At 64.2% G+C, this 24,788-nt stretch carries 24 protein-coding genes; 15 read left to right on the forward strand and 9 right to left on the reverse strand.

Features of this window, described 5'->3' with window-relative positions; translation table 11 throughout:
* Positions 1-82 precede the first annotated feature (82 nt).
* From AC239G_RS01370 to AC239G_RS01385, 4 genes are all read left to right on the forward strand, one after another.
* Complete coding sequence (locus AC239G_RS01370; protein WP_487489619.1) at positions 83-847, forward strand: GntR family transcriptional regulator; 765 nt, start codon at positions 83-85, stop codon at positions 845-847.
* Between the two features lie 217 nt (positions 848-1,064).
* Positions 1,065-2,408 (forward strand): FAD-dependent oxidoreductase, encoded by a 1,344-nt coding sequence (locus AC239G_RS01375; RefSeq protein ID WP_487490131.1) that lies wholly within the window; start codon positions 1,065-1,067, stop codon positions 2,406-2,408.
* Positions 2,409-2,430: 22 nt separating this feature from the next.
* Positions 2,431-3,372: an NAD(P)-dependent oxidoreductase gene (locus tag AC239G_RS01380; RefSeq protein ID WP_487489620.1), complete on the forward strand. Its 942-nt coding sequence runs from the start codon at positions 2,431-2,433 to the stop codon at positions 3,370-3,372.
* A 39-nt stretch (positions 3,373-3,411) separates the two neighbouring features.
* Positions 3,412-3,807: an MmcQ/YjbR family DNA-binding protein gene (locus AC239G_RS01385; RefSeq protein WP_487489621.1), complete on the forward strand. Its 396-nt coding sequence runs from the start codon at positions 3,412-3,414 to the stop codon at positions 3,805-3,807.
* 24 nt (positions 3,808-3,831) lie between these two features.
* Here AC239G_RS01385 and AC239G_RS01390 read toward each other — a convergent pair whose 3' ends face one another.
* Positions 3,832-4,488, reverse strand: coding sequence for a hypothetical protein (locus tag AC239G_RS01390; RefSeq protein ID WP_487489622.1), 657 nt, complete (start codon positions 4,486-4,488; stop codon positions 3,832-3,834).
* 149 nt (positions 4,489-4,637) lie between these two features.
* On the opposite strand from AC239G_RS01390, the gene AC239G_RS01395 reads away from it, so the two are divergent.
* Positions 4,638-5,504, forward strand: a complete 867-nt coding sequence (locus AC239G_RS01395; protein WP_487489623.1) for an aldo/keto reductase — start codon at positions 4,638-4,640, stop codon at positions 5,502-5,504.
* A gap of 38 nt (positions 5,505-5,542) precedes the next feature.
* Positions 5,543-6,073 (forward strand): GNAT family N-acetyltransferase, encoded by a 531-nt coding sequence (locus AC239G_RS01400; protein WP_487489624.1) that lies wholly within the window; start codon positions 5,543-5,545, stop codon positions 6,071-6,073.
* Positions 6,074-6,157: 84 nt separating this feature from the next.
* Here AC239G_RS01400 and AC239G_RS01405 read toward each other — a convergent pair whose 3' ends face one another.
* Both AC239G_RS01405 and AC239G_RS01410 read right to left on the reverse strand, forming a co-directional pair.
* Positions 6,158-6,577, reverse strand: a complete 420-nt coding sequence (locus AC239G_RS01405) for a helix-turn-helix transcriptional regulator (protein WP_487489625.1) — start codon at positions 6,575-6,577, stop codon at positions 6,158-6,160.
* 4 nt (positions 6,578-6,581) lie between these two features.
* Positions 6,582-7,034: a hypothetical protein gene (locus AC239G_RS01410; RefSeq protein ID WP_487489626.1), complete on the reverse strand. Its 453-nt coding sequence runs from the start codon at positions 7,032-7,034 to the stop codon at positions 6,582-6,584.
* A 96-nt stretch (positions 7,035-7,130) separates the two neighbouring features.
* Between AC239G_RS01410 and AC239G_RS01415 the strand changes: the two genes are divergently transcribed.
* Positions 7,131-7,850: a hypothetical protein gene (locus AC239G_RS01415; protein ID WP_487489627.1), complete on the forward strand. Its 720-nt coding sequence runs from the start codon at positions 7,131-7,133 to the stop codon at positions 7,848-7,850.
* Between the two features lie 188 nt (positions 7,851-8,038).
* The gene (locus tag AC239G_RS01420; protein WP_487489628.1) at positions 8,039-9,544 is read left to right on the forward strand and encodes a PepSY-associated TM helix domain-containing protein; all 1,506 of its coding nucleotides are present in this window, start codon (positions 8,039-8,041) and stop codon (positions 9,542-9,544) included.
* 139 nt (positions 9,545-9,683) lie between these two features.
* Here AC239G_RS01420 and AC239G_RS01425 read toward each other — a convergent pair whose 3' ends face one another.
* The 3 genes from AC239G_RS01425 to AC239G_RS01435 form a co-directional block, all read right to left on the reverse strand.
* Positions 9,684-10,604, reverse strand: coding sequence for a carbon-nitrogen hydrolase family protein (locus AC239G_RS01425; protein WP_181271418.1), 921 nt, complete (start codon positions 10,602-10,604; stop codon positions 9,684-9,686).
* 121 nt (positions 10,605-10,725) lie between these two features.
* Complete coding sequence (locus tag AC239G_RS01430) at positions 10,726-12,699, reverse strand: hydantoinase B/oxoprolinase family protein (RefSeq protein WP_487489629.1); 1,974 nt, start codon at positions 12,697-12,699, stop codon at positions 10,726-10,728.
* A gap of 10 nt (positions 12,700-12,709) precedes the next feature.
* Entirely contained in the window at positions 12,710-14,797 is a 2,088-nt protein-coding gene (locus AC239G_RS01435) for a hydantoinase/oxoprolinase family protein (protein ID WP_487489630.1), read from the reverse strand.
* 164 nt (positions 14,798-14,961) lie between these two features.
* Here AC239G_RS01435 and AC239G_RS01440 point away from each other — a divergent pair, with 164 nt between their 5' ends.
* The 6 genes from AC239G_RS01440 (at position 14,962) to AC239G_RS01465 (ending at position 21,335) form a co-directional block, all read left to right on the forward strand.
* A complete protein-coding gene (locus AC239G_RS01440; RefSeq protein ID WP_139469523.1) occupies positions 14,962-16,173 on the forward strand; it encodes a PucR family transcriptional regulator in 1,212 nt (403 codons plus the stop codon).
* Positions 16,174-16,182: 9 nt separating this feature from the next.
* On the forward strand, positions 16,183-18,516 hold the full coding sequence (locus tag AC239G_RS01445) for an MMPL family transporter (RefSeq protein WP_487489631.1): 2,334 nt from the start codon (positions 16,183-16,185) through the stop codon (positions 18,514-18,516).
* A 271-nt stretch (positions 18,517-18,787) separates the two neighbouring features.
* Positions 18,788-19,249 carry a MarR family winged helix-turn-helix transcriptional regulator gene (locus AC239G_RS01450; protein ID WP_487489632.1) on the forward strand — a complete coding sequence of 154 codons (462 nt, stop codon included), beginning with the start codon at positions 18,788-18,790 and terminating at the stop codon, positions 19,247-19,249.
* Positions 19,250-19,322: 73 nt separating this feature from the next.
* Positions 19,323-20,378, forward strand: coding sequence for a pirin family protein (locus AC239G_RS01455; RefSeq protein ID WP_487489633.1), 1,056 nt, complete (start codon positions 19,323-19,325; stop codon positions 20,376-20,378).
* 104 nt (positions 20,379-20,482) lie between these two features.
* Positions 20,483-20,857, forward strand: coding sequence for a GNAT family N-acetyltransferase (locus AC239G_RS01460; RefSeq protein ID WP_339394073.1), 375 nt, complete (start codon positions 20,483-20,485; stop codon positions 20,855-20,857).
* A 7-nt stretch (positions 20,858-20,864) separates the two neighbouring features.
* The gene (locus AC239G_RS01465) at positions 20,865-21,335 is read left to right on the forward strand and encodes a carboxymuconolactone decarboxylase family protein (RefSeq protein WP_487489634.1); all 471 of its coding nucleotides are present in this window, start codon (positions 20,865-20,867) and stop codon (positions 21,333-21,335) included.
* Positions 21,336-21,403: 68 nt separating this feature from the next.
* Here AC239G_RS01465 and arr read toward each other — a convergent pair whose 3' ends face one another.
* Positions 21,404-21,814 carry an NAD(+)--rifampin ADP-ribosyltransferase gene (gene arr / locus AC239G_RS01470; protein ID WP_039211492.1) on the reverse strand — a complete coding sequence of 137 codons (411 nt, stop codon included), beginning with the start codon at positions 21,812-21,814 and terminating at the stop codon, positions 21,404-21,406.
* Between the two features lie 238 nt (positions 21,815-22,052).
* Between arr and AC239G_RS01475 the strand changes: the two genes are divergently transcribed.
* Entirely contained in the window at positions 22,053-23,360 is a 1,308-nt protein-coding gene (locus AC239G_RS01475) for an Nramp family divalent metal transporter (RefSeq protein ID WP_487489635.1), read from the forward strand.
* On the opposite strand, the gene AC239G_RS01480 is transcribed toward AC239G_RS01475, so the two are convergent.
* Together AC239G_RS01480 and AC239G_RS01485 are read right to left on the reverse strand one after the other, a co-directional pair.
* Entirely contained in the window at positions 23,350-23,847 is a 498-nt protein-coding gene (locus tag AC239G_RS01480; protein WP_487489636.1) for a GNAT family N-acetyltransferase, read from the reverse strand. The two genes, AC239G_RS01475 and AC239G_RS01480, sit on opposite strands and share 11 nt — an antisense overlap.
* A gap of 52 nt (positions 23,848-23,899) precedes the next feature.
* Entirely contained in the window at positions 23,900-24,682 is a 783-nt protein-coding gene (locus AC239G_RS01485) for a DUF4352 domain-containing protein (RefSeq protein ID WP_487489637.1), read from the reverse strand.
* Positions 24,683-24,788: the final 106 nt, after the last annotated feature.

Below are 24,788 nucleotides of genomic sequence, written 5' to 3' on the forward strand. Positions count from 1 at the left end.
TTCACCGAGACAGCGCTTCCTCAACTCTGAGGCGCTGTCCTCTGAACCGTCGAATGAGCACCGTCGAAGGAGAAGTGAGGTCATGACCACCGGCCCGAGGCACCGCACCCGTCAGCAGCATGACGAGATCGCGCACTATCTGCGCACGGCGATCCGTGAAGGCTCGTTCCAGCCCGGCGATGAGCTGCCCTCCGAGGCGGAGCTGACGCGGAAGTTCGAGAGTTCGCGCGGACCGGTGCGGCAGGCGATGTCCGCTCTGCGCGGGGAGGGGCTGATCTCCTCGGGGCGGGGGAGGCGCACGGTCGTGCTCGACAACGTCCTCACACAGTCCTTCGACGACGTCATCTCCTTCTCCCAGTGGTGCCACGCCTCGGACATCGTGCCCGGCCAGGTCACCCAAAGAGTGGCGCGGGAGCCGGCGGAGAAATCCCTGGCCGCGAGCCTGCGGATCGCCGAGGGCGATCCGATCGTCTCGGTGTTCCGGCTGCGGCTCATGGACGAAGCTCCGGCCATGGTCGAGAGGCTGAACTATCCATTCGAGTTCGGACGTCACGTGTTGGCCTTCGACACGGATTCCGGGTCGATCTATCAGGAGCTCATCGACCAGGGCGTCGACATCAACCGGGCGTCACGCACGATCGATGCGGTCGGAGCGAACGATGACGATGCCAGGCTCCTCGAAGTCCCCGTGGGCACCCCGCTGCTGCGGGTGCGCCGGAGGGCGTTCACGACCGCCGGTGATGTCATCGAGTCCTCCGATGACCGGTACCTGCCGTGGAAGGCGAGCTTCACGATGAACTCCACCCGCGGAAACCCGAGCTCCATGTCCTTGATCTCCGGCGACTAACTCCCTAATTACTACCCGAGGGCGGCCCAGCAACCTGGCGCGAGGTATCTGGGCCGCCGTCGGGTAGCAATAAGGGGCGGGTACAGTGACAGACACCGACTCGAGAGGACAGAGCATGACCACAGAGACAGTGACGCAGTAGGGCACCTCGACCGAAACCACCCCATCCTCCACCCCCACCGGAGCCGACCACACCGAGCATGTCGACTTCCTCGTCATCGGCTGGGGCAAGGGCGGCAAGACTCTGGCCGGGACCATGGCCCGCGCCGGCAAGAAGGTCGCCGTCGTCGAACAGTCGGAGACGATGAACGGCGGCTCCTGCATCAACATCGCCTGCATCCCCACGAAGATCCTCGTCCACGACGCTGAGAACAAACGCGCCGATGACGACACCGACGAATACTTCGCCAAGGCCGTCAAACGCCGCGACACACTGACCGGGGCGATGCGGAAGAAGAACCACTCGATGCTCGCCGACCTCGACTCGGTGCTGCTGGTCAACGGCCGCGCCGAGTTCACCGGCGAACGCGAAGTCCGCGTCACCGGCGGCGCCGACACCATGACGATCACCGCCGACACCGTCATCGTCAACACCGGATCCGTCGCGAACATCCCACCCATCGACGGTGCCCAGCTCGGCGGCCGCATCCACGACTCCGAATCGCTGCAGCACGTCGACCCGTTCCCGAAACGCCTCGTCATCGTCGGCGGCGGCTACATCGGACTCGAGTTCGGATCGATGTTCGCCCACTTCGGCTCGCAGGTCACCGTCCTCGACCGCGGACCCCGCCCGCTAGCGAACGAAGACGACGACGTCGCCGAGGTGGTCGCCCAAGCCCTCGCCGACGACGGAGTCACCATCGTCAACGACGCCTCCGTCACTGCAGTCGACGACGGCGCCGACGCCGCGACCGTGACCTATGAGGTCGACGGAGAAACGAAGACCATCGACGCCGAGGCGGTCCTCCTGGCCGTCGGACGCAAACCCGCGACCGCGGACCTCGGCCTCGAGAAGGCCGGCATCGACACCGACGACCGCGGGTTCATCGGCACCGATGAGCACCTGCGAAGCTCCGCCGAGGGCGTGTACGCGTTCGGCGACGTCAACGGCGGACCGATGTTCACCTACATCTCCCTCGATGACAACCGGATCCTCGCAGACCAACTCCTCGGCGAGGGCAAACGGTCGACGAAGGACCGCGGATCCGTGCCGTACACGATGTTCCTCACCCCGCCCGTCGCCCGCGTCGGCCTGACCGAGAAGGCCGCTCGCGACGAAGGCTATGAGATCAAGGTCGGAGCGAAGCTGCAGGCCGATATCGCCGCGGCACCACGGGCGAAGATCGAAGGCGACCCACGCGGAATCGTCAAGTTCGTCGTCGACGCGACAACGGACCACATCCTCGGCGCGGCCCTCGTCCACGTGCACTCGCAGGAGGTCATCAACACCGTGGCGCTCGCCATGCGCCATGACGTCACCGCGACCGAGCTGCGTGACACGATCTACACGCACCCCTCCGCCACCGAGGCGCTCAACGAGGTGCTCGGCGCACTCACGTGAGCGCCGCGATAGGCTCGCCATCATGAGCCGCCGCATCGTCATCACCACCGATTACCTCGAACCCGGCGACAGCGTCGACCGGCTGCTGCGGGAGCACGGGCTCGAACCCGTCTACTCCCCGGCAGTCGGTTCCCGCACCGAGGATGAACAGCGCAACCTCCTCGTCGATGCCGTCGGTGCGATCGTCGCCAGCGAACCGATCACCAAAGACATGCTCGCCGAGGCGGCCGACCTCCGAATCCTCGCCCGCAGCGGAGTCGGATACGACTCCGTCGACACCACCGCGGCCCAGGAACTCGGCATCCACGTCGCCAACACGCCCGGCGTCAACCATCACGCCGTCACCGAGCTCACACTCGCCCTCATGCTCAACTGCGCCAAACACCTGAGCAACGTTATCGCCGGCACCAAAGCCGGGCAGTGGCCCCGCACGGCAGGCACGGAACTGCGGGGCAAGACGCTCGGCGTCCTCGGATACGGGCCCAGCGGCAAGGCAATCGCCGCAATCGGTGCAGCTCTGGGCATGAAAGTCATCGTCGGCACTGCCCACCCCGATACCAAGGCGGACCCGAGCATCGAATTCGCCAACGTCGACACCGTCGTCGCGGCCGCCGACTATCTCACTCTCCACGCCCGAGCGACCGGCAGCCCGATCATCGGCGCCGACAGGCTCGTTGCGATGAAGGACACCGCGTTCCTCATCAACACCGCTCGCGGATCACTCATCGACGAGGCGGCCCTCGTCGACGCCCTCGACCACGAACAAATCGCCGGCGCCGCTCTCGACGTCCTCCAAGCCGAACCGATGACCGCAGACGACCCGCTGCGCAGCTTCGACAACGTCTGGATCACCTCTCACCTGGCCGGGCAGACAGTCGAAGCCAGAGAACGCGCCGGTCTCGCAGCAGCTCAAGCAGTCATCGATGTACTCGACGGAAAGGAACCCATCGGACTCATCGTCTGAAGAGTCCTATCCCACCTGCCGACGGCGTACCGTTGACTCATGGCGCATCCGCAGATGTTCGATGACGACGATCCGCTGCTCGAGCGGGCCCGCGCGATCGCACTCAGCCTGCCCGAATCGGCCGAGAAGATTTCGCACGGCAGACCGGCCTTCTTCACGAAGAAGATCTTCGCTCATTACGGCGGCACCGAGAAGCTGGCATCGGGGGAGATAGTGCAGCACCCGCAGGCACTGCTCGTCCTGCTCGACCCCATGGACGCCGAGGTGGTGCTCGAGCGACTGGACTCCTTCGTTCCCATGTACCTGGGAACCTCCGGCTGGGTCGGTCTGGAAACCGCCGGCCTGGATAACGAAGAGCTGCGCGAACTGATCATCGATTCGTACCGCAGCACCGCCTCGACGAGGTTGATCAAGGCCCTTGACGCTCAGGAATGAGCGCTCAATGTTCCCGCTGGGCGATCAGTCTCGAGCGGTCCGCACACGCTGCTGGTCAGCTTCGACCCGTGGGCGCCGCGACCTCGCAACGACGAGCAGGCCCAGTCCCACAACGGCGGCGACCACTCCTGCAAGGAACCCGTAGAAGGGGAACCCGTACAGCGTCACCGAGAACTCCTGACCGGTGACGGAGTCCCCGCTGCAGGTCAGGGCCGGCGGCAGATAGTCGGCCGTGACCGAGAAACCCAGCACATCGTCACCGCCGACGGATTCCGGGCAGATCCCAAAGCCGTCCGATTTTGCGTACCACTGAAAATACTGGCCGAGCATCATCAACGGCAGTACGAAGACCCCGACCGCGATGAGCCGCAGCGGCCACCGACCTCGACGCGTGTCGGCCAGCGGCGAACGGTACAGCCCGAGCAACCGGGTCACCGCGAACGCGATCAGCACACCGAGAAGCACCGCGACGCTGACCGCGGCGAGTGCCATCGAGACCATAAACAGCGCCGAGGTGGCTCCGGAGTGCTCGACCATCGCCGACGTCAGCCAGTGGGTGGCATGGAGAAGCATGGCGACCACCAATCCGGCGCTCGGCAGCAGGAAGGCCACCTGCCAACGCGAAAGCCTCCGAATACGGCGAAGGAATCCCCACTCCGCAGCTCGCGCGTTCGTCTCCATGCGACCACGCTAGCCCAAGCCGCATTGTGAAAACCCCACGGCAGTGCCTCCTCGGGAGACCTCATAGGAAGAGTTCACTCACGACACCCTGCTCAAACTCAAGGCGAATGCTCTGGCCAGCACGGCCTCGGCGGTCATAGGGTGAATACATGACGACCCCAGCGAACACCCCCGCGCAGAACTCACCGATCCCCACCCTCGACCTCAACGACGGACGTGCGATCCCGCAGCTCGGGCTCGGCATCTACGCGATGAAGGGCGAGGAAGGCGTCGACGCCATCGTGGGTGCCGTCGACAATGTCGGCTACCGCCTGCTCGACACCGCGGTGAATTACGAGAACGAACGCGAGGTCGGGCAGGCCATCGCGAACGCCGGAACCCCGCGCGAGGACCTGTTCGTCACGAGCAAGATCCCCGGCCGCCACCACGGCTTCGACGAGGCTATCGCCAGCACCGAGGAATCGCTGGCCCGCCTCGGCCTCGACTACCTCGACCTCCACCTCATCCACTGGCCCAACCCCAGCGTCGGCAAATACGTCGACACCTGGCGCGGGCTCATCGAACTGCGCAGACGCGGGCTCGTGAAGTCCATCGGCGTCTCGAACTTCACCGAGGAGATGCTCACCGAGCTCGTCGAGAAGACCGGCGTCACCCCGGCCGTCAACCAGGTCGAGCTCCACCCGTATTTCCCGCAGGAGAAGCTCATCGCCTTCCACCGTTCGGTCGGCGTGCAGACCGAGAGCTGGTCCCCGCTCTACCGTGACCAGGGACTGTTCGATGAAGCCCCCATCGCCGAGGCGGCCGCCGCCCATGGCGTGACTCCGGCTCAGGTGGTCCTGCGCTGGCATATCGAGATCGGCAGCATCCCGATCCCGAAATCGGCGAACTTCGAACGTCAGCGGTCCAATGCCGACGTCTTCGAGTTCGAACTCACCCCCGCCGAGGTGGCGGCGATCTCCGGACTCGAGCGCGGTCGGATGAAGGACCGGGATCCGCTCACCCACGAGGAGATGTGAGGCGGCACTGCAGTTGTTGACGCCGATCGCGAGGACAGGTGGAATTCCGACGGACAACCCGGGCTGACTTTCCGCTGCTCGCGCGGTGGCTTGACTCGCCACACGTTGCCCGATTCTGGAATCACGAGACGACTCCGGAGGCGATCGAGCGGGACTTCGGCGGCAGCGTCGACGGCACGGAACCCTCGTTCGACTTCATCGTCGAGGACGCGGGGGTGCCGGTCGGCTTCATCCAACGCAGTGCGATCTGGGATTATGCGGACGAGCAGCGGGAGCTCATCGCTCTAGCCGAGGCCCCGCCAGATGCGCTGACGATCGACTACTTCATCGGAGAGGTCACCGCGACAGGCAAGGGCATCGGCACGCGGATGATCCGGGAGTTCACCGAGCTCTGCTTCGCTGACTGCCCGGCCGCCTCGGCGATCATTGTGCCGGTGATCGCTGGGAATCCGGCGTCGTGGAGGGCTCTCGAGGCTGCCGGATATGAACGGTTCGCCGCGGGGCACATCCAGCCCGACAACCCGATCGACGACGGGTGGCACGTCATCTATCGCCGGGATCGTCCCTGAAGGCTTGGCAGACTAGGTCCGAGGTGCAGTCGCCGTTGGTACATGCCCGGGGCCGTCATTGCGGAGATCGAACTCCCGGCGCTGTCATCTCTGTTCCGGCACCTCGACGAGGCTGCCCCTGATTCCCGACAGATAGTTCGCGCCCAGCGGGGTGAGAGAGAGCAGCTTGCGTTTCGCCCCAGTCCGCGGCGCATCGACCGCCGTGCTCTGCAGGAACCCGGAATCCTGCAGGCGTTTGATGGTGCGATAGAGGCCGCGTTCTGTGATCTGCCATCCCGTGGCTGCGGTGACCGCCTCGGCGATGGTGGAGATCTCGGCCGGCTGATGCGTCGCGACAAGGGAGAGCGTGATCGGGGTGAGCATCGACTTTTTGTAAGTCTCGACCCAGGACTCGACGCGGTGGTCGAGCCACTCCCGCTCTTCCGGGGTGACTGCGGCCGGGCTGCCGTTCGCCTCAGTCGTAATGTCGATTGCCTCGTTCGTGGCGTCATGAGACTGTGCCACCACCTCAGTCCTCCCAGCCGCGGCCGAGGACTGAGCCGAGGAGGTGGACCAGCAGTCCAAGCCCCCACAGGGCGCTCATCACGAGGGTGGCTCCGAACCACGAGCTCTCGAGCAGGGTGCGGGCCGCGTCTCCGGCGCCGTCGACTTCGAAGTTGAGGAACATCACCCGGAGGATCGCGTGCAGATTGAAGGAGGTGGTGACGGTGACGAAGGCAATGGCATGGATGATGACCACGCCGAAGCGGACACGTTTGAGCGCGGTCAGGTTCCGCCACAGCCACACCGCGATTCCGATGGCGACGAGTGCTGTGAGTCCACCAGCGAGGATCGTGACCTCGCCGCCGGTGGCAGCGACGACGATCTGCACGATGGCCATGGCGATGATGAGACCGAGCGTGTATGGGAGCAAAAGGGTTCGGGCGTTGGCGGGCGATGACGTCTGCGGAGCTGTAGTCATGTTGGTACTGTACCTATGGTTCACTGCCTGGCGCAAGGGTCGATCCCGCACGATCATTCGGGTGGGTTCCACCTGTGTGACAATGGCACTGTGAGGATGAGAGTCAGGCACCGGCGCGCTCTGCGCGGCACTCTCGCCGCAGCGTTCGCGACCTTTGTCGCGCTGACGTCGCACATCCTCGGCGGTGGATCGTTTCCGACTGCGATGGGCGTCATCGTGCCGCTGGCGCTGTCGACCCTCGTCTGCGTTCTCTTGGCCGGGCGCCAAATGTCGCTGCCTCGGCTGACGGTCTCTGTCGGAATCAGCCAGACCCTCTTTCACCTCCTCTTCTCCCTCTTCACTCCGCACGGTTCCGCATCGCCGAACACGATGGCGCGCTCCGACAACGGACTCGCCGCGCTCCTCGGCTCGCACTCTCACCACTCGCCGGCGCATGGAGCCCATTACGCGTCGATGCACTCGACGCCCGGCGGCGCGATGCAAATGGCCCATGACTCCACGGTCATGCCTGCCATGGACGGTTCAGTGGGCGCAGTAGCCCAGATGCATTCGCACTCGTCACCGGGGATGCTGCTGGCCCACTGCGTTGCCGGGATCGTGACGATCGCGATGATCTATTGGGCCGAGCGACTTCCGGTCATGCTCGGCGAGTTCGCCCGCCTCATCATCCGAGCGGTCATCCCGCGCCTCGTCCTCCTGCGGGCGCAGATCGAGAAGCCGCGGTCACTGATCGGCTTCGAACCCGAACTGCCGCGCAGCCTCGGAGTGTGCCGATCCCCGGTGCTGCGGCGAGGGCCACCCCAGCCTGCTTTCTGACACTCATCACATCCGCGCATCGGCTCCCGTGAGCCGGTGCGATCACTGCTGACCCCATCCGGTCGTCGGCCGCGACTGCGTGTCGTGCGCAACCACTGCCGACCGCAACTGCCCGTCGAGCGCATCTGCTCGTCGAAGGCATCAGGCCGACCCGATCCGGCTCAGCGCACCTGAGAGAAAGCATCATCATGACCACCCCTTCATCAACCGTGCCCGAAAGCTCGGGCCCGGAACCGACCAGCCACCGTAACCACCCCGACCGCCCCGACCGTCCTATTCCGTGGCTCGGTCCGCTTCTGCGCCGTCTCCACTTCTACGCGGGCATCCTCATCGGCCCGTTCATCCTCATCGCCGCGCTCACCGGGGCGGCCTACGCGATCAGCCCGACGCTCGAGAAGCTGGTCTATGCCGACCAGCTCAGCGTCCCCGCCACCGACGACCCTCTGCCACTGGCCGGCCAGATCGACGCCGCGAACACCGTCATCGCAGGCAGCGATTCGACGCTGTCCGCCGTGCGACCGGCCCCCGAGCCGGGCGATACCACCCGGGTGATGTATGACGATCCCAGCCTCGGGGAGAGCGAATCCCGGGCGATCTTCGTCGACCCCGCCACCGCCGAGGTGGTCGGTGACCTCACCGTCTACGGAACCTCGGGTGCCCTGCCGCTGCGGACGTGGATCGATCAGATGCACCGGAGCCTCCACCTCGGTGACGTCGGGCGGATCTACAGCGAACTCGCCGCCTCATGGTTGGGAATCGTCGCCGCCGCGGGTCTCGTCCTCTGGATCCTGCGCGCTCGCAAAACAAGGAACCCCGCCGCGATGCTGCGACCGAGCCGGAAGCACAAGGGGCTGAGGCGCACGTTCTCCTGGCACGCTTCGGTCGGTGTCTGGGCGGCGATCGGCATGCTCTTCCTCTCAGCCACCGGGATCACGTGGTCGCAGTTCGGCGGTGAGAACGTGACGAAGCTGCGCGCCGCGCTGAGCTGGGAAACCCCGGCGGTCTCGACGGAACTCGGCGGTCAGAACGATGCGGAAGACGCAGCCGGTGCAGCGAGCGCCGGTGCGCATGCGCACCATGGAACCTCCGCCGAGGCGGCCGACTCTGCCGCTGCTCGTTCCGCCATCGACCCGGCCGACTTCGACATGATGTTGGCCATAGCTCGTGGGGTCGGCATCGACTCCGAGTCCGTCGAGATCCTGCCGCCCGAGGAAGACGGATCCGCATGGGTGGTGCAGGAGATTCAGCGCAGCTGGCCCACTCAGGTCGACACGGTCGCCTTCGACCCCGAGACGATGAAAGCCGTCGACCGGGTCGACTTCTCCGATTACGGTGTGGCGGCCAAGCTCGCCCGCTGGGGTGTCGACCTGCACATGGGCACACTGTTCGGCTTGGCCAACCAGATCGTGCTCGTTGCACTCGCTATCGCCATCGCGTCGATGGTCGTCTGGGGTTATGTCATGTGGTGGCAGCGACGCCCGCGCCGCGGTCCGGTGACTCGTTTCGGATCCGCACCTCCTCGGGGAGCGCTGGTCGAAGCACCGTGTTGGGGAGTGGCGGCGGTTGTGCTCGTCGCCATCGGGATCGGGGTGTTCCTGCCGTTGGTGGGCATCAGTCTCGTGGCCTTCGTCGTCATCGATGTGCTGCTGGAGCTGAGAGCGCGCAGACGGGGGCGAGCCCGAACGGCGAGTTAGCGGCCTCGGACTCCGGTCGGATCATCACATTCTGTGCGAATCGCCATCACATTCTGGACAGCCCATCGGGACGCGAACCGATGAGCTGTCCAAAATGTGATTCGATCGGAGTCTGCCGGCGCGATCAGCCGCCCTCGCCTCACTCGAACGTCACGGAGCTCTTCGCGCGAGTGTCGACTCGCAGCTCAAAAACGTCCGGCCGGGAGTAGTGGCCCACCGGGTCGAAATCGAGGTGCGAACGGGTCTTGGCGCCGAGGTCGATGTCGGCGTAGAGGATCGTCTCCTCGTCATAGACCGGTCCCGCCAGCACCTCGCCGGTGGGTGCGACGATGACGCTGCCGCCGCGGATCGCGGTCTCGCCGTAGGGGAGTTCCTCGTCGAAGGGGTGGTCGTCGGGGAACTCGCTCTTCGTGATGAACTGGCATGCCGAGAGCACGTGAGTGCGGCCCTCCAAGGCGATATGCGTCATCGTCGCCGTCCAGGTCGGACGGTCGTCGACCGTCGGCGCGCAGTAGACGGAGACGCCCTTGGCGTACATCGCCTGGCGCAGCAGTGGCATGTAGTTCTCCCAGCAGATGACGCTGCCCACTCGGCCGAAAGGTGTGTCCATCGTGTCGAGAGTCGACCCGTCTCCGAATCCCCAGATGACACGCTCGGTGCCGGTGGGCATGAGCTTCCGGTGTGCGCCGACGATCCCGAGTTTCGGGTCGATCATCACTGCTGTGCAATAGAGGGTGTTGCCGGACCGTTCGATGATGCCGATGACGACGAAGGCACCGACCTCGCGGGCCGCCTCGGCGAGCTTGGTGATTTCCGGTCCATCGACGGTGACTGCTCCGTCGAAGTACCGTTCGAATTGCGCCCGGCCCTGCCCGGTGCGCATTCCCACGGGAGCACCGAACGTGCTGCCCTTCGGGTAGCCGCCGATGAACGCTTCGGGGAACACGACGAGCCCGGCCCCCTGGCCGGCGGCCTCCCGCAGCCGGGCGATCGCCTTGTCGGTCGACGCTTCGGCATCGAATGGAACGGACCCTGCCTGGACTATTGCCACTGTGTTCATGATGCTCGACCCTCTTTTCTCTGTGGATTCTCCTGCTATCACTCTCGAACGCGAGGTGATTCAGGTCAAACAATCGGGGCGTTCGCCTCGAATGGACGAGCGCCCCGATTGATTCGAGTCATCAGCTCCAGTGCGAAGCAGACCGAGTCCGCATACTGTCGCGGAACTGTCCCGTTGACTTCTCCAACAACTCTCCGGTGCCCCAATCGAGCACGACGCCGTATTGGCGGATGACGTCGTGGACGGTGATCTCACCATCGCGGTAACGGCGGGCCACCTCGGCGGGGTCGGCTTCCAGCCAGGACGCACGTTCGGAGCGGATCCGTTCCCGCTCCGTCGCTGTCACGGTCTCATCGATCTCGTACTCATCGAGCTCGGCATCGATCTCACGGATGACGACGCCGTAGTCTTTCGCCGCCCGGTCGATGGAGACATAGCCGTCGATGACGTCCTCGAGCACCTCGACAGTCGGCCGATCCAGCGGGTCACCGAAGCCACCACCTCCGGCGCTTGGTCGTTCGAACGTGTCACCGGGGCTGATGGCTACATTCGAGAACGTGGCACCCAAGTAGCGCGGGTTCTCTGACGAAGGATTGAGCCAGACTCCGTGTGGGATCGACGGCAGTCCGCCATTGATGCCCCACGTCGTCGACCGCCCGCGGTCGCAGCAGTAGCTCATCACCGCACCGGTCGCATCTGTGAGGATGCCGCCTTTATTCACTCCACATCCTCCGCGGAATCTGCCCGGCCCGCCGGAGTCGATGTTGATCGAGTGCTGAGTCGTGATTACCGGAGTCAAGCGCTCCTGTCCCTCGACCGGCTGCACGGCGAGTCCGGTGCCGAATACCGGTGAGGTCGCGGATGAACCGTCCTTCGTCGACCGGCCGCCCCAACCGCCAGCCATCCAGTCGTACCACATGAAGTACGGGCTCGATTCGGTCCTGGCATCATGACCGCCGACGAGCAGATACTCGAGGTTGAATGCACACGCCATCGCGCGTTCGGGCATGATGTGGGACCACAGTTCGAAGATCGCGTTCATGACCTTCTCGTACGGGCCCGAACAGAACCCGGTCACTGCATGCGGCCAGCCGGCGTTGACGACGGTTCCCTCTTCGCCGATCTCTGCGGTCACCGCCTGGTAGAACCCGGAGTTGAGCGGAACCTCGGGGAAGAACGTCTTCGTGCCCGCGTAGATCGCAGAGAAGGTCGTCCCGTAGCCGGAATTGAGGAACGTTGAGACCGCCTCGGCGGATCCCGTGAGGTCGTAGTGGATACCTGTCCCATCGAGCGTGAGCTTCACCCGGATCGGAGCCAGCCCCTCGCCCTTAGCCGGATCGCCGTCGAGGAAGTCGACCGTCTCCCACTCGCCCTTCGGCAGTTCGCCGAGGCTGGCGAGCACGGTGCGGCAGACATAGTCCTGCGTCTCCTGCATCGCATCGAGGACCGTGTCCTTCGAATATTTGTCGACGAGGCGGAGCACTTCGCGTTCGCATACAGCTGTGGCCTCGGCTTGGGCGTTGAGATCGCCGAGGGCCTGATCGGGAGCACGCGTATTCGACACGAGCAGCTGAGCTACATCGTGGAGGAACCGGCCCTTGTGCCAGACCCGAAGCGGGGTGATGCGCAGTCCCTCGCCGAAGTGCTCACTGGCAGAGACATCGAACGAGCCTGGAACCGACCCTCCGATGTCAGCCCAGTGGCCCTTGTTCTGGGCGAAGCCGATGATCTCGTCGCCAGCGAAGATCGGACGGATGAAGCTGACATCGTTGAAGTGCGTGCCGCCTCGGTAGGGGTCATTGATGAGGAAGACGTCACCGGGATTGATGTCGTCACCGAACTCCTCCATGACGGCCTTGCACTGGAAGTGCAGGGTGCCGACGTGGACAGCGATGTCGGCACTGCCCTGCATGACTGTGTTTCCGTGGCGGTCACATAGTGCCGACGAGAAGTCGCGGGAATAGATGACGAACGAATAGCAGGTCCTCAGGATCTGCTCGCTCATGAGGTCGACACTTGTGGCGAAGGCGTTCTTGAGCACTTCGAAAGTCACCGGGTCAAGGGTGGATGTCGACTTTTCTGTTGTCGTGGTCATGGTTCTCTCCTCACAGTCCGTTCTGTGTCGAATTCTCGGAGGCGGAAGCCAACGCCGGCTCTTCTGCCTCGGCCGTCAGCGCGATGCGAATGTTTAACCACTCGTCGATCACCGCCGAAGAGTTCGGCGGGATCACTGTGGTCGAGTCGATCTGATTGAGAATCGCTGGTCCGATGAACGCTGCGCCGGACGGCAGGTTCTCACGCTGGTAGACCGGCGTCGGATGCCACTGACCGTCGAAGTAGACATCGCGGGTCTCGATCGGTTCTCCAGGATCCTTGCTACTGACCGGAGTCGGTTTGAAAGTCGGTTTCGGCGTTTTTCCGAGCGCCTTGAGATGCAGCTGATAGATCTCGACAGGGGTGTCGTCCTGCCGGAATGCATACTGCTTCTCATGCTCCTCGTGGAAGAGCTGGACGGCCTCACGCAGAGCGTTCGGACCCGATCCCATCTTCACTTGCAGCGAGCGCCACTGACCGTGATAGCGCATCGAGATCCCGCGTTCGAAGACCGCGTCCTCGTCGGCGACCTTCTCGTGCCGCAGTCGGTCCCGACCTTCGAGTTCGAGCTCACGGAAGTGCTGCTCGACAGCTTCGGAATCTGCGGAGTCGGCGACGCCGGTGAACATTTGCGACAGGTCGTGCTGAATGTCAACGAGGAGGCACCCCAGCGCCGAGGTGACTCCCGGGCTGGGAGGAACGATGACCGAGGGGATGTTGAGTTCGCGAGCGACGTCCGCTCCGTGCAGCGCTCCTGCACCGCCGAAGGCGATGAGGGCGAAATCTCGTGGGTCGAGCCCGCGACGGATGGACACGAGGCGGACCGCATCTGCCATGTTCGCGTTGGCCACCTGGGCGATGGATTCGGCCGCGGAGTCGACATCGAGGCCGAGCGGATCGGCGATCTTCTCCTTGATCGCTGCCCGTGCGCTCTCCCGGTCCAGCGTCATCTCGCCGTCGGCGAGGTCGGTGCCCAGACGATTGAGGGCGAGGTTCGCATCGGTGTTCGTCGGCTGATCGCCGCCGCGGCGATAGCAGACCGGACCGGGAGCGGCACCGGCCGACTGCGGCCCGTTGCGCAGGGAGCCGGCGATGTCGATGTGGGCCAAAGAGCCGCCGCCGGCGCCGATGGTGAGTACTTCGATGCTCGGGAAGACGATGGGGTGGCCGTATTCGACTTCCCATTCGTTCGTCTCCCGCAGTTCGCCGTCGGCGATGAGTGAGATGTCCGTCGAAGTGCCGCCCATGTCGAGTCCGACGGCATTGGCATGACCGCACTGCTCGGCCACGTGCTGAGCGGCGATCGCGCCGGCGGCGATTCCTGAGGCCGCGAGTCGCACCGGGAACCGCTTGACCATCTCCGAGGTCATCGATCCACCACCCGAATGGAGGAGAAGGAGTTCTCCGGCATAGCCGTCCTCGGTGAGGTTGGAGTCGAGCTGTTCGACGTAGCCGGATACCAACGGACCAAGAACGGCATTGGCGACAGTCGTGTTGAACCGGTTGTGTTCGAAGATCTCCGGCAGCACCTCGGCCGAGGTGGAGATGCTGGCTCCGGGAAGCTCCTCGGAGAGGATCTCGCGCATCCGGATCTCGTTCGCGGCGTTCGCATAGGAGTTGACGAAGCAGACGGCCACGGTGTCGGCACCGCGCTTCTTAAGCAGGCGGCCGAGCTTCCTGGCCTCGTCTTCGTCGAGCTCGGTGACGATGTTGCCCGCGTAGTCGACGCGTTCGGTGACCTCGAAGCGGTCACGGCGACGAATATAGGGGCCGGATACATCGGAATAGGCGTCCCACAGATCGTCCTTCGTGCCATCGCGGATCTCAATGACATCGCGGAAACCCTTGGTCGTCACCATCGCTGATTTGGGAAATCTGCGAGTGATGAGCGCGTTGGTGGCAACAGTCGTGCCATGTGAGAAGAGCTCGACCTGGCTGAGGTCGATGTTCGCCCGCTTCACTCCGTTGAGGACAGCTTCCATGGGGTTGTCCGGGGTGGACGGGACTTTCGTCACCCGCATCGTCTGGGTGGATTCATCGAATACACAGATGTCGGTGAATGTTCCGCCGACGTCAACTGCGACGCGTAGATCTGCCACGGTCATCTCCTTTGATTGTGGTTTCCCTCATAGCCTGGGCTTCGATGATCGGGCCGGTCAATGGAGCAGACAAAGGAAAAGACGGCTAGATTTGTAAGAATCACAAAGCCGTGCCGACGGCGCGGAATGATGCAGCAGGCGAGTGGGAGCAGAGGTGAAATCCGATGGGTTCGAGCCGAGACACCCTGGCGCGAGAGCGGATCTTCGATGAGCTTTTGAGCGCGATGAATTCTGCAGATCCGCTTGAATCGGCGCTCTCCCGGGTAGCACGGATGAGTAGGGGAGCTGGTCTCGTCATCAACGAACTCGGCGAGGTCGTCAGATCCGTCGGTTCCGCCCCGGTCCACCTCATCGCCCGGTGGACTCAGGAGGAGGTCGTCGGTCCGGCGACACCAGCGGGCTGGGCCGAGTCGACGTCCGGTGCGATCGGCCGCTGGAAGGTGCACGCTCGGACCGTGCGACTACGCAGTCGCACCCATGTCATCGTCGTCGCCGTCCACGCCGATGACGAAGGGGCCGGTACTGCCGGCAGCAAGCGCAGAAGTGGAACTGGGGAGGGCAGGGCTGGCAGCGGCACGGACACCACCCACCCTTCCGCCGAGGTGATCCTCGATGTTCTGTCCAAACTCTTGCGCGCCTTCGAGGGATTCGAGTCCTTTTCGATCAGCAATCGACGGGAGGAATCGTCGCGGGTTCTGCGCGACTTGGAAGCCGGTGTCTCTCCCGGTCGCGAACCGGCGCTCTGGCGGGTCCTCGAGACCTTCGGATTTACAGCCTACGAGCCGATCCGAGCCCTGCGTCTCCGCATCGACGCCTCCGACCCGGGGTATGGGAAACCGACCCCGAACCCGGGGCGCGGTCTGGTCATAAAGGATTCCGGGCACGTCAGTTCGATGGTCGAACGGACCGCGCTGTGTACAGCAGACTTCGATATTGAGGGCAGCCTCGACGATTTCGGCCTCATCGGAGTCGGGGTCTCCGGACTCTTCACGGCACTCAGTCAGGTACCGGAGATGCTGCAGACGGCGGACGTGGCGCTTGCCTCGGCGGGGGAGTCGAGGTTCGCTTTCGTCGACCGCATGCGCCCGATCGAGTGGGCGGCGGCCCGGATGGGTTCACGATTCGACCGTCGGCTCGTCGCTGCTTTCCTCAACCCGATAATCGCCAAGCCCGAATCTTCCACCACACTGCGCACCTACGTGGAAAGCGGCGGCAACATTTCTGAGGCTGCAGGTCGGCTGCATGTGCACGAGAACACTGTTCGTTACCGAATCGGGCAGATCGAGAAGGTATTGGGCGCACGCCTCACCGATCCACGGACGGCCGCAGAAATCGTCCTCGCACTGCAATGTCTCGATTCCGCCGAACACGCGTAGCATGAGACTATGCCCCGTCACCTCCTGACCTCGACGCCGCCGAACCCCGACCCTCGCCGAGGCGGTCCCGCCGGTGACGACGTGAACGGCTCCGACACAGCTGCCGCGCCCAAACAGCACCCCAAAGGCCCCGTCCGCGGCCGTGGGGCACTGCTCGCCCTCTTCGCCGTCCTCCTCGTCGCCTGGGTCGGCATCTCGGGAGTCGGGGGACCGTACTTCGGCAAGATCTCCGAGGTCGCCACGAACGACCGCTCGTCGTTCCTTCCAGAATCCGCGGAGTCCACGCGCGCTCAGGACCAGATCGAGAAGTTCAGCGACCTCGATTACGTTCCCGCCATCGTCGTGCTCGAGAACAGCGACGGAGTCACCGACGACGACCGGTCCCGCCTCGATGAGCTGACGAAGACGCTCGAGGACAACGACCTGCTGGCCGCAGACCCCTCCCCGGCCATCCCGTCCGATGACGACGAGGCCCTCCAGCTCATCCTCCCGGTCTCCTCGACGACCACCTCCGACGACGTCGAATCCATCAGAGACGTGGTCGGAAAGGTCTTCCCGACCGCGACTGCCGCCGATATGACTTCGGACCAGGCCGCGGAAGCACCGACCACGGTGGCAGACGTCCACGTCACCGGTCCGGCGGGCTTCTCCGCCGACCTCTCCGAAGCCTTCGCCGGCATCGACGGCATCCTCCTGCTCGTCGCGCTCATCGCCGTCTTCGTCATCCTCATCATCGTCTACCGGTCCCCGCTGCTGCCCGTCATCGTCCTCTTCACCTCGGTCGCCGCGCTCGCCGCCTCGATCTTCATCGTCTGGCATCTCGCCGACGCCGGGATCCTGCTCATCAACGGCCAGGTCCAGGGCATCCTCTTCATCCTCGTCGTCGGCGCCACCACGGACTATTCCCTCCTCGTCGTGGCCCGGTTCCGCGATGCCCTGCAGACCGAGCCGGATCGTGTTCGGGCCGGGCTCGCTGCGCTCAAGGGCGTGGCCGAACCGATCGCGGCCTCCGGAGGCACCGTCATCGCCGGCCTCCTGGTCCTCCTGCTCACCGACCTTGCGTCGACGCGCGCCCTCGGCCCGGTCGCGGCCATCGGCATCGTCGTTGCCATGCTCGCGGCGCTGACCTTCCTGCCCGCCGCGCTCATCATCATCGGTCGTGCCGTGTTCTGGCCGTTCCGACCCCAGGTGACGACCGCCGAGGTGGGGCTCCGTAAGAAGGGAATGTGGGCCCGGATCGCGGGTGGGATCGCCGCGCGCCCGCGCCTGATCTGGATCGGACTCGTCATCCTGCTGGCTCTGCCGCTCATCGCGGTGCCGCAGTTCAAGGCCTCCGGGGTCGCGCAGAGCGAGTTCGTGCTCGGTGAATCCGAGGCTCGTGACGGCCAGGACGTCCTGGCCGAGCATTTCCCAGGTGGGTCCGGAACTCCGACCCAGGTCGTGCTCGATGCGAACGAACTGAGCACTGCCGCCGAGGCGGTCGGCCGCCTCGGCGGGGTCGGTTCGATGACCGTGGCCGCTGAGGATTCCCCGAGCGGAACCATCGGGATCGACGAGGACGGAAAGCTCCAGCCCCCGCAGGGTGGCCCGGGCAGCGGCGCACCGGATGCTGCCGGCGGCTCGGCGGCGATCGATCCCACCGAGGTCGACGGTCAGGTCCTCCTCGAAGTCACCCTCTCCAATGCGGCGGACTCCCTGGCTGCCGAGACGACGGTGACGGAGATCCGCGAGGCCGTCCACGACGTCGACCCCGATGCACTGGTGGGCGGGCAGACCGCGGTCGACCTCGACACGAACAACACCGCCGAGGCGGACCGGACCCTGGCGATCCCGATCATCCTGGTTGTCATCACGGTCATCCTCATCCTGCTGTTGCGGTCCCTGTTCGCGCCGCTGCTGCTCGTGGTCCTGACCGTGCTGTCCTTCGGCACCGCGCTGGGAGTCTCGGCGCTCGTGTTCAACCACCTCATCGGATTCCCGGGCGCCGATCCCTCGGTGCCGCTCTACGCCTTCGTCTTCCTCGTCGCGCTCGGCATCGACTACAACATCTTCCTCATGTCCAGGGTGCGCGAGGAGTCGCTCAAGGTGGGCACAAGGGCAGGCGTGCTCAAGGGGCTCGTGGCGACGGGTGGGGTGATCACCTCGGCGGGCGTGGTGCTTGCGGCGACCTTCGCGGCACTCGGGGTCATCCCAATCATGTTCCTCGTCCAGCTCGCCTTCATCGTCACTTTCGGCGTGCTGCTCGACGCCATCCTCGTGCGCTCGCTCGTCGTCCCGGCGCTCGTCCACGACATCGGACGCGGAGTGTGGTGGCCGTGGCGGAAGCGGATCCCGCAAGACTGAGCCGGGCGGGGATCGGGCGAGCCGCCTCGGCGAGGTCGAACCGATGGTGAAGGGCCGACGGCGGCAACACGATACCCCCGGAGTGAGACCGGAGTCCGGGCGACTCTGCTCAATCTCTCCAGCCGGGGGTACGTTGGGGATGTGCCGGGTACTGACGCCGAGGGGTGGTCGACGGGCCCCGAATCTGGGGCCAGTTATATCATTGAACTACTATTCTGTTGACTATGCAACAAAAGTGTGGCATGACACATCGACGAGCGGGGGCGGACCGATGGACAAGACGACTCCGGTGAGCAGCATGATCAGGCAGAACGGCCCAATCAAGATCGCGGCCTGGCGTCTGATGATGGAGAAGTATCAGGACTTCTATACGAGGTTCGTACACGAGTTCCGGACACGGCACGGGCTGACCGTGAACGAGTTCGACGTGCTCATCAACGCCCGACCCGAGGCCCAGGTGCGCCATCGAGACCTGCTGCGCAGCCTCGTGATCAGCCGCAGCGCGCTCAGTCGATTGCTCGGCAAGCTCGAGGATCGTGGCTTGGTCACGCAAGAGCCCGACCCGGAGGATCAGCGCGGGGTGCTCGTCGCCCTGACCGAGGAGGGACTGCGGCTCTGCGACGAGGCGGCCGCGACGAATGCGGAGATCATCTTCGCCAGTTTCGCCGGGCTCACGGATGCCGAGGCCGACGTGATCTTCGAGCTCGTCTCGAAGATCTGCCCGGTCGAGTAGGGGAGTGGGCGAGCGGCATTCGCGCGGAACTGTCCCCCTCCCCGCCCGCCGCGAAGAGGGCTACGATGTGGCCATGAGCAACGTCGAGACCCGCCCCGATCAAGTGGTCTGCAAGGCCGGGGGACTGCCCGGGCCGGCCTGTGACCAGCAGGGACGTTCCCCGGTTGAAATCATCACCTCCCGTGAGGTTCCGCTCGGCGGTCCACGGGCGATGATCGTGCGCCGGACCCTGCCGCAGCGGCAGCGTTCCCTCATCGGCCCTTGGTGCTTCGTCGACCACTACGGACCCGCCGATGTCTCGGTCACCGGCGGCATGGACGTCGCACCTCACCCGCACACGGGTCTGCAGACCGTGAGTTGGCTGTTCGAAGGCGCCATCCAGCACATCGATTCCGGCGGCAATGCGGGCCTCGTCCTGCCCGGCGAAGTCAACCTTATGACCGCAGGCCGAGGCATCTGCCACTCAGAGGTCTCGACCGACGACACGACGACTCTGCACGGCGTCCAACTGTGGTTGGCCCTGCCTGATTCCACCCGCCACCAGCCCGAACGCGAATTCGAGCACTTCGAACCCGAGCCCGTCGACATCGACTGCGGGGAAATGCTCGTCTTCCTCGGCCGCCTCGGCGAGGGATCGTCACCGGTGCACACGCATACTCCGCTGCTCGGCGCCGAGATCCGCCTCGATCCGGGCGCAGCCATCGACCTGCCCGTCGATCCGCGGTTCGAGCATGGCCTCCTCGTCGATTCGGGTGATATCGCTCTGGAGAACGTCGATCTGCCGGTCGCGTCGATCGGCTATACGGGCATCGGCGTCGACGAACTGCGCATCGCCAACCACGGCGACGAGCCCGGCCGGCTCATCCTCATCGGCGGCGAACCGTTCACCGAAGAGATCGTCATGTGGTGGAATTTCGTCGGCCGCACCCACGAGGAGATCGTCCGGTACCGCGAGGAATGGCAGGCCGAAGGCGATCGCTTCGGCGCCGTCGACGGCTACGTCGGCAAGGGCGGGCCCGGTCGGAATGCCGATGGGATGGGCAGGCTCCCCGCGCCGAGGATGCCCGACGTCACGATCAAAGCGCGGAAGAATCCGCCCCCGCAGGTCCAGGGCGGGCCCGAAGGGTGAAGCCCTGGGCGGACTCGAAGGATGGGGTGCGGGGAATAACTTCGCACCGGAAACCGTCCTAGGTGATGACCGGATCTTCGGTTCTGAGCGAAAGGGTTGCACCAATGTCGAAGACATTCGAAGACAAGACCGGCGCCGAGGTGACCGTGACCTTCAATGAGGACGGTCAGTCCTATGACATCGCCGTAGCGGATGGGACTGTCGCCGGGCACGCGTACTTCCTGACCGGCCCCGATGCGGAGACCGAACGCATCTTCCACCACACCGTCGTCGACGAGCAGTTCGGCGGCCGCGGGCTGTCGAAGATCCTCGTCGCCGAGGCGCTCGAAGACTCACGTGAACGCGGAGTGACCGTGGTGCCCGTGTGTCCGCTCTTCGTCAAGAAGCTGCAGGAGACCGGCGACGACTACGCCGCGCAGGGCGGAAGGTTTCGCAATGCCACCGGCGCCGACTTCGACATCATCAAACGACAGGCGTGAGTGAAAGATGAGCAACGCGAGCCGACCATTCATCGACAAGATCCACCCCGAGAACTACAATGCGCTGGCGCAGGCGGCCGCTGCCTCGCGGAAGTCATCGCGAGAGGTAGGTCTGGATGACGGGCTCATTGAGCTCGTCAATACGCGGGTCTCGCAGATCAACGGCTGCCGCACCTGCCTGAGCATCCATGCCCCGGCGGCGAGGAAGGCCGGCGTCTCCCAGCTGAAGCTCGACGTGCTGCCGAGTTGGCATGAGGCCGAGATCTTCACTGACAAAGAATTCGCGGCGCTGACCTTGGCAGAGTCCCTGACCGTACTGGACAAAACGGAGGATCGGGACGCGATCCACGCCGAGGTGGCTCAGCACCTGACGACCGAGCAGATCTCTGCCATCGAATGGTCGACCATCCTCATCAACGCGTTCAACCGCATCTCGATCGCCAGCGACCACCCGGTGTTCGGAGCCAAGCAGGACTGAGTTCTCGCGGGCGCTGAGTCGGACTTTGCGCCGTTGAGTACGACGCGACGCGGCATTGCAGCAGTAACTCAGTTGATGATTTCGGCGCTGTCGTCGTCGAGAAGTGCCGCGAGCTTGTCTCTCCAGGTCTTCAGCTCGTCGGGAGACATGCGCGGCCAACCGTCGACTTCACGGATCACTTTGAGGGGTTCGGTGCTCCGATAGGACCGGGTGGGATTGCCCGGGAACTTCTTGTCGGTGACGTTCGGATCGTCCTCGAAGTCGCCGGTGGGTTCGACCTCGTAGACGTGCGGCGTCCCGTCGAGTGCGGCGACCTGGGCGGCGAGCCCTGCCCCGTCGATGATCGCTGTGAAATAGATGTGGTTCATGATCACCTCGGGGCGGTAGTTCGATGAGTACCCCGCGGTGAGCAGATCGCCCGGACTCAGTTTCGCTTTGGTGCCGTGGAAGAACGGCCCGTCATCAAGCAGCTCAGACATGCCTCGAATATACGCGTGAAGACTGCGAATCGGTCCCAGAACTGGCGACTAGAATGGGCCTTGAGCGGTTGATGTGGAGCGCTGCGGCATGGGCTGAAACAGGGGCGTTTCCCGGGTGTTGAGACTTGCGTCCCGAAATGTGACAACTTCGGCCATACTCTCCTGAGCGAACGATGCCTCGAGCGAACGATTCCGGTGGCATCGTCGACGTACTCACGTGAAGGAGCCCACCCCGCCTATGTCCGCCGATATGACGTCGCCGACGAAGAACGCCGCCTCGGCACCGAAATCACTGACCGGACGCCTCCGCCTCATCGGCCCGGGCATCGTGTTGGCGCTCGCCAGCGTCGGGGCTTCGGACATGATCACGACGATGAACTCCGGGGCCGAGTACGGACTCGCGCTCATCTGGGTGTTCACGGTCGGCATCATCCTCAAGTTCGTCCTCTCCGAGGCGGTTGCGCGGTTGCAGATGAGCGGTGATCGTTCCTTGGTCTCCCACCTCACCCGGTTCGGCGGGCGGACGTTCCCGATCCTCTTCCTCATCGCCGAGCTGCTCGTCGGGCTGTTCTTCGGGGCCGGAGTCGTCGCGGTGACGACGACGATTCTGCAGGCGATCTTCCCGGTGCTGCCGTTCTGGCCGACCGCGATCGTCGTGCTTCTTTCCGCCGCGGTGCTCGTCGGCATCGGCCGGTACGGGATCGTCGAAAAGGCCATGATGGGCTTCGGGATCATCATGTTCTTCGGCATCCTCGCTCTGGCGATCTCAGTGTTCCAGGGCCAAGACGCTCAGCAGGTGGCCGCGGCGACGATCGTACCGACGTTCCCGAATACATCGATCATCACGGTGATGTCGCTCATCGGCGGAGTCGGGGGAGCGACGGGCATCCTCGCTTACTCGTTCTGGATCCGCGAGAAGGCGTGGCGCACACCTGATTGGAAGCCGGTCGTCCGACTCGACCTGTTCATCAGCTACGCACTCGTCTTCGTCTTCGCCGTGGCGATGAGTGCCGTGGGTGCCTTCATCCTCTACGGGCAGGGCTTCACGATTTCGGACAATGATGCGCTGTTCGCCATCGCCGATGACCTCGTGGGGCGGATCGGACAGACCGGCAGGTTGGTGTTCCTCATCAGCTTCCTCGCCGTGGTGTACACGAGCGTGCTCGGCGGGTTCTCCGGCATCGCCTACGTCACCGCCGACTGCCTGCGCGTGCTGCGCCGCTACCCGCATCAGGACGAGCCAGCCAATGAGATGTCGGCGAAGTCGATCGAGTTCCGCGGAGTCCTCGTCTACCTCTCGATCGCGACGCTGGTCATCATGAGCCTCGGCAAACCCGTCACCCTTGTGCTCGTCTACGCGGCGATCAGCGCGTTCATCCTGCCGGTGCTCGCCCTCGCCCTGCTCGTCATCCTCAACCGCTCGTCGGTGCCGGCTCAGCTGCGCAACACGAAGTGGTCGAACGTGCTGTTGGCCGTGTGCCTGGCACTATTCGGATTTCTCGCCGCACTGCAGGTGCAGGAGTCGGTAATGGGATTCATCGGGTGAGATCTTTGAAGTACCGGGCGACCGGCCAGCGTTCGAAGCCGGTTGATTCGTAAGCCGACCGCGCCGGAGCGTGACCCCGATCATCGCCGGTCTCGACCATGACCATGTTCATTCCTGCACGCCTGATGCGCTCGAACGAATGCTCAAGGAGCGCATTGCCGACACCCTGCCGTTGGCAGCGAGGATCAACCGCGAGGACGTAGACCTCGCCCATGCGATCCTCCGGATGCAGACGAGTGCAGACCCAACCCGCCGGTGACCCGGCGACCAGCGCAACGTCGATCTGCTGCGGTTCGTCGTCAAGTGTCGTGGCGAGATCGTCATACTGACGTTCCCGCCAACCTCTCGGGTAGAACGATTCGTAGACGAAGTCCGGGACGTCGGTCTCGAGCAGGGGGAAGACCGGTTCCCACGCACGAATCGACAGATCCAGCAGCGCGTCACGATGTGCCGGCTGGTACGCGACGATCTGCGGTGCAGCATCCATGAACACAGTGTCGCAGACGGGGTCCGATCATGCGCAGGATAGTTGCTGAGCGCTAACGTTCAGTGATCCAAACGGCTCGTTCGCTGTTGAAGCTGAACAAGTCGTCGCTGATCAGTGCGTACTTTCCTTTTTCGCCAGTATCGTCAAAGCACAGATTTCCGTCGGCACTTCCTCCGGGGGCAATATCTCCGTAACTCAGGGGATCCTCGCCAGAGAGGGTCGTGTCTTTCATGTCTCCGGATGGATACTGAAGCTTCCAGTCGATAGCGTTGTACGAAACTTCTGAGTCGCCGTCATTCTTGATTGTGACTTTCGAGCACAGCTGGGCGCCGAAAGTATCATTGACGGTCCGTAGCTCTTCAGCCGTGACCTTGACTCCGCGGGTGCTGATTTCTTCGCCTGGTTTGCCGACAATGTCGTTCTCGGTTTGCCCCGGAAATTGGTCAGTTTTCGGTTCCATTTCCTGAACGTCTTCAGCCGGCTGGGCCGCCGGTTGCGCTGCTGACTGTGTGTCCTTTTGATCAGAACCCAGTGATCCGATGAACGCACCAGTTGTAATGCTGGACGTCAGGGCAAGAAGGATCGCTAGAATTGACGCTACGAGGCCGAAGATTGAAGCTACTTTGTTCGTTGCAACTCGCTTAGACGCCCGAACAATTCCGAGGATCCCAAAGATTCCGCCGACGATTCCCATCGGTATAGCGGTGAATAGCGATACAAATGGGATGAACCCGAGTGCGAGTGCAATGATGCCCAATACGAGTGCTGTCGTGCCGAATCCGTTCTTCGGTTGAGGGCGCATTTGGGCAAACTGAACGGGCTGATAGTAGGTCAAGGGCAGGGTTCCTTCGAGTCCAAAATGTTGCAGGGGATATATGACTCGATAGTAGGCACAGCAGAACTAGTGCCTTGACCAATAATGGGCACGTTTCAATAACGTT

It is taken from the genome of Brevibacterium sp. Lmc1, from assembly GCF_057654315.1.

Coding starts and splice junctions, on each gene's coding strand:
- AC239G_RS01390 (WP_487489622.1), bottom strand. CDS start 4,488: ATGGAGACGAACGCGCGAGCTGCGGAGTGGGGATTCCTTCGCCGTATT.
- arr (WP_039211492.1), bottom strand. CDS start 21,814: ATGTCTGAGCTGCTTGATGACGGGCCGTTCTTCCACGGCACCAAAGCG.
- AC239G_RS01380 (WP_487489620.1), top strand. CDS start 2,431: ATGAGCCGCCGCATCGTCATCACCACCGATTACCTCGAACCCGGCGAC.
- AC239G_RS01455 (WP_487489633.1), top strand. CDS start 19,323: ATGAGCAACGTCGAGACCCGCCCCGATCAAGTGGTCTGCAAGGCCGGG.
- AC239G_RS01475 (WP_487489635.1), top strand. CDS start 22,053: ATGTCCGCCGATATGACGTCGCCGACGAAGAACGCCGCCTCGGCACCG.
- AC239G_RS01425 (WP_181271418.1), bottom strand. CDS start 10,604: ATGAACACAGTGGCAATAGTCCAGGCAGGGTCCGTTCCATTCGATGCC.
- AC239G_RS01465 (WP_487489634.1), top strand. CDS start 20,865: ATGAGCAACGCGAGCCGACCATTCATCGACAAGATCCACCCCGAGAAC.
- AC239G_RS01430 (WP_487489629.1), bottom strand. CDS start 12,699: ATGACCACGACAACAGAAAAGTCGACATCCACCCTTGACCCGGTGACT.
- AC239G_RS01445 (WP_487489631.1), top strand. CDS start 16,183: ATGCCCCGTCACCTCCTGACCTCGACGCCGCCGAACCCCGACCCTCGC.
- AC239G_RS01385 (WP_487489621.1), top strand. CDS start 3,412: ATGGCGCATCCGCAGATGTTCGATGACGACGATCCGCTGCTCGAGCGG.
- AC239G_RS01370 (WP_487489619.1), top strand. CDS start 83: ATGACCACCGGCCCGAGGCACCGCACCCGTCAGCAGCATGACGAGATC.
- AC239G_RS01410 (WP_487489626.1), bottom strand. CDS start 7,034: ATGACTACAGCTCCGCAGACGTCATCGCCCGCCAACGCCCGAACCCTT.
- AC239G_RS01480 (WP_487489636.1), bottom strand. CDS start 23,847: ATGGATGCTGCACCGCAGATCGTCGCGTACCAGCCGGCACATCGTGAC.
- AC239G_RS01415 (WP_487489627.1), top strand. CDS start 7,131: ATGAGAGTCAGGCACCGGCGCGCTCTGCGCGGCACTCTCGCCGCAGCG.
- AC239G_RS01440 (WP_139469523.1), top strand. CDS start 14,962: ATGGGTTCGAGCCGAGACACCCTGGCGCGAGAGCGGATCTTCGATGAG.
- AC239G_RS01395 (WP_487489623.1), top strand. CDS start 4,638: ATGACGACCCCAGCGAACACCCCCGCGCAGAACTCACCGATCCCCACC.
- AC239G_RS01460 (WP_339394073.1), top strand. CDS start 20,483: ATGTCGAAGACATTCGAAGACAAGACCGGCGCCGAGGTGACCGTGACC.
- AC239G_RS01420 (WP_487489628.1), top strand. CDS start 8,039: ATGACCACCCCTTCATCAACCGTGCCCGAAAGCTCGGGCCCGGAACCG.
- AC239G_RS01450 (WP_487489632.1), top strand. CDS start 18,788: ATGGACAAGACGACTCCGGTGAGCAGCATGATCAGGCAGAACGGCCCA.